Origin of the sequence: Bacillus sp. AFS001701, assembly GCF_002559405.1 — a bacterium.
GTDB lineage: Bacteria > Bacillota > Bacilli > Bacillales > Bacillaceae_G > Gottfriedia.
Map to the genome: position 1 here is coordinate 1 of NZ_NTZO01000138.1, position 1,816 is coordinate 1,816.

Annotated in this window: 3 protein-coding genes; all 3 read left to right on the forward strand. The window is 30.3% G+C overall.

What is annotated here, in order from left to right:
* The first annotated feature begins 91 nt into the window (after nt 1–91).
* The 3 genes from CN514_RS10940 (at nt 92) to CN514_RS10950 (ending at nt 1,637) form a co-directional block, all read left to right on the forward strand.
* On the forward strand, nt 92–463 hold the full coding sequence (locus tag CN514_RS10940; RefSeq protein ID WP_098232604.1) for a hypothetical protein: 372 nt from the start codon (nt 92–94) through the stop codon (nt 461–463).
* Between the two features lie 164 nt (nt 464–627).
* Nucleotides 628–1,140 carry a DUF2199 domain-containing protein gene (locus CN514_RS10945; protein ID WP_098232605.1) on the forward strand — a complete coding sequence of 171 codons (513 nt, stop codon included), beginning with the start codon at nt 628–630 and terminating at the stop codon, nt 1,138–1,140.
* A gap of 209 nt (nt 1,141–1,349) precedes the next feature.
* Nucleotides 1,350–1,637, forward strand: coding sequence for a hypothetical protein (locus tag CN514_RS10950; protein ID WP_098232606.1), 288 nt, complete (start codon nt 1,350–1,352; stop codon nt 1,635–1,637).
* Nucleotides 1,638–1,816 lie beyond the last annotated feature (179 nt).

Genomic DNA, 1,816 nt, shown 5'->3' on the forward strand with positions numbered 1-1,816 from the left:
TGATTAAGTATAGAAACCATTGTTTATTTAATGATATGCAGCTAATACAGTGCGTTATTTGCTTAGATTTAGTACCACAAGAGGTGGAATTATGAATTTAAATATAGACTTAGTAAAAAGAGAAATAAGCGATTTTTCTTTTATAGAAGTTAAGCTAATTAGTGACTTTCATTTAAAAATGTATGAAGAAGATTTTGAAAAGAAGGCTGTACTTGAAATTGAATTTGTAATAGAAAGTAATGGTTCAAGATATAAAATTATGGTTAGATTCCATAATCCACAAGAAATCAAATTTGAAAGTATAGGAACTTATCACCAAATATCATTAGATATAAAAGATGTTAGTGAACGAAGATGGGAGAATATAAAACTTGAAGTGATGGATTATGAAGAGGATAGATTACATTTCTATTGTTCAAGAGCTGAAATTTTAGATGTTAGAAAAACATCTTATTGTTTGTAAGTTGTTCAACTAACGCATGCATTAGTTGAACAACACGATCGACTGTTTAGTCGATTTTTTTATTGAGCTAAATGGCAGTTTAGTTGCATAAGAAGTTCTCTACTTCATCAAAAATAAAAGTTAGTTTATTATTAAATTAGTTAAAAGTATTTGGGGGCAATCACATGAGTAATGGTTTTGTATGTAAGTGTTGTGGAAAATATCATGAAGAGTTACCAATGAGTTACGGAAGTGCAGTTCCTGACTATTTTTTTGATATTCCAGTTGATGAGCAAGAAAGTCGTGTCGAGATGAACGATGATTTATGTATTATTGATGATAAGTATTTTTTTATTCGTGGAAATATTGAAATTCCTGTTATCGATACGAATCAAAAGTTTATTTGGGATGTATGGATATCATTAAGCGAAGAGAACTTCGATAAAACAAATGATTTTTGGGAGGATCCTGAAAGGGTACAAAAATTGGATCCTATGTTTGGTTGGTTATCGACCGATATTTCTTGTTACCCAGACACAATAAATTTAAAAACTATGGTACACACAAGGGCAATCGGTTTGTGTCCTGTTATTGAATTAGAGCCAACTAAACACCCATTAGCAGTGGAACAAAGAGAAGGAATAACATTAGAACGAATTAAGCAAATTTCAGAAGAATTATGCGATTCAGAAGAGTAAGATTAGTAATTTCTTATTCAACTAACGCATGCAATTGTTGAACAACCTTAAAGCTGCTTCGGTAGCTTTTTTCTTATTCGAGTAAATGGCAGGATAGTTGAATAAGGATTCTCTGAAATTCTATGTTAAAAAGGTCAAATTCCCCCAAATACAGAACCTAACTATTTAGATATAATTAATGTATTCTAACAAACAATATGAGGTGGAATATGGGGAAATTTGCTCTTTTAGTAGTGCCTGTATTTATTATAGGAGGAGTAGTTCATTCAATAATAAATTATAGAACAGTTAAAAAAGATGGGGGTTTTTCAAAGAAATTTGTTCTTTACGGTTTGATTAGTGGAATATTTATAGGGATTTATGTTGCTACTGTTATGCATTTTGAACTTAATATTACAGCACTTCAGTTTTTTTTAGTCACAGGTGCTTTTAGCCTTTTTGGATGGCTGCATTCTTTTTCCACTTATAGTACACGAAAAACCTTAGGAAAAAAATAAAATCAATCCTAATTTGAATAAAGAATTTTATAAAGGCATTTTTGGATTCAATTCCATGGAATTTCTAAATAGTTCTGTTGAAGAAATTGCGTTTATGAACCTTAATCAACTAACTCATGCGATACTTCAATAGAAGATCGCTATTTCTTATTCAACATAATGGCAGGATAGATGAATAA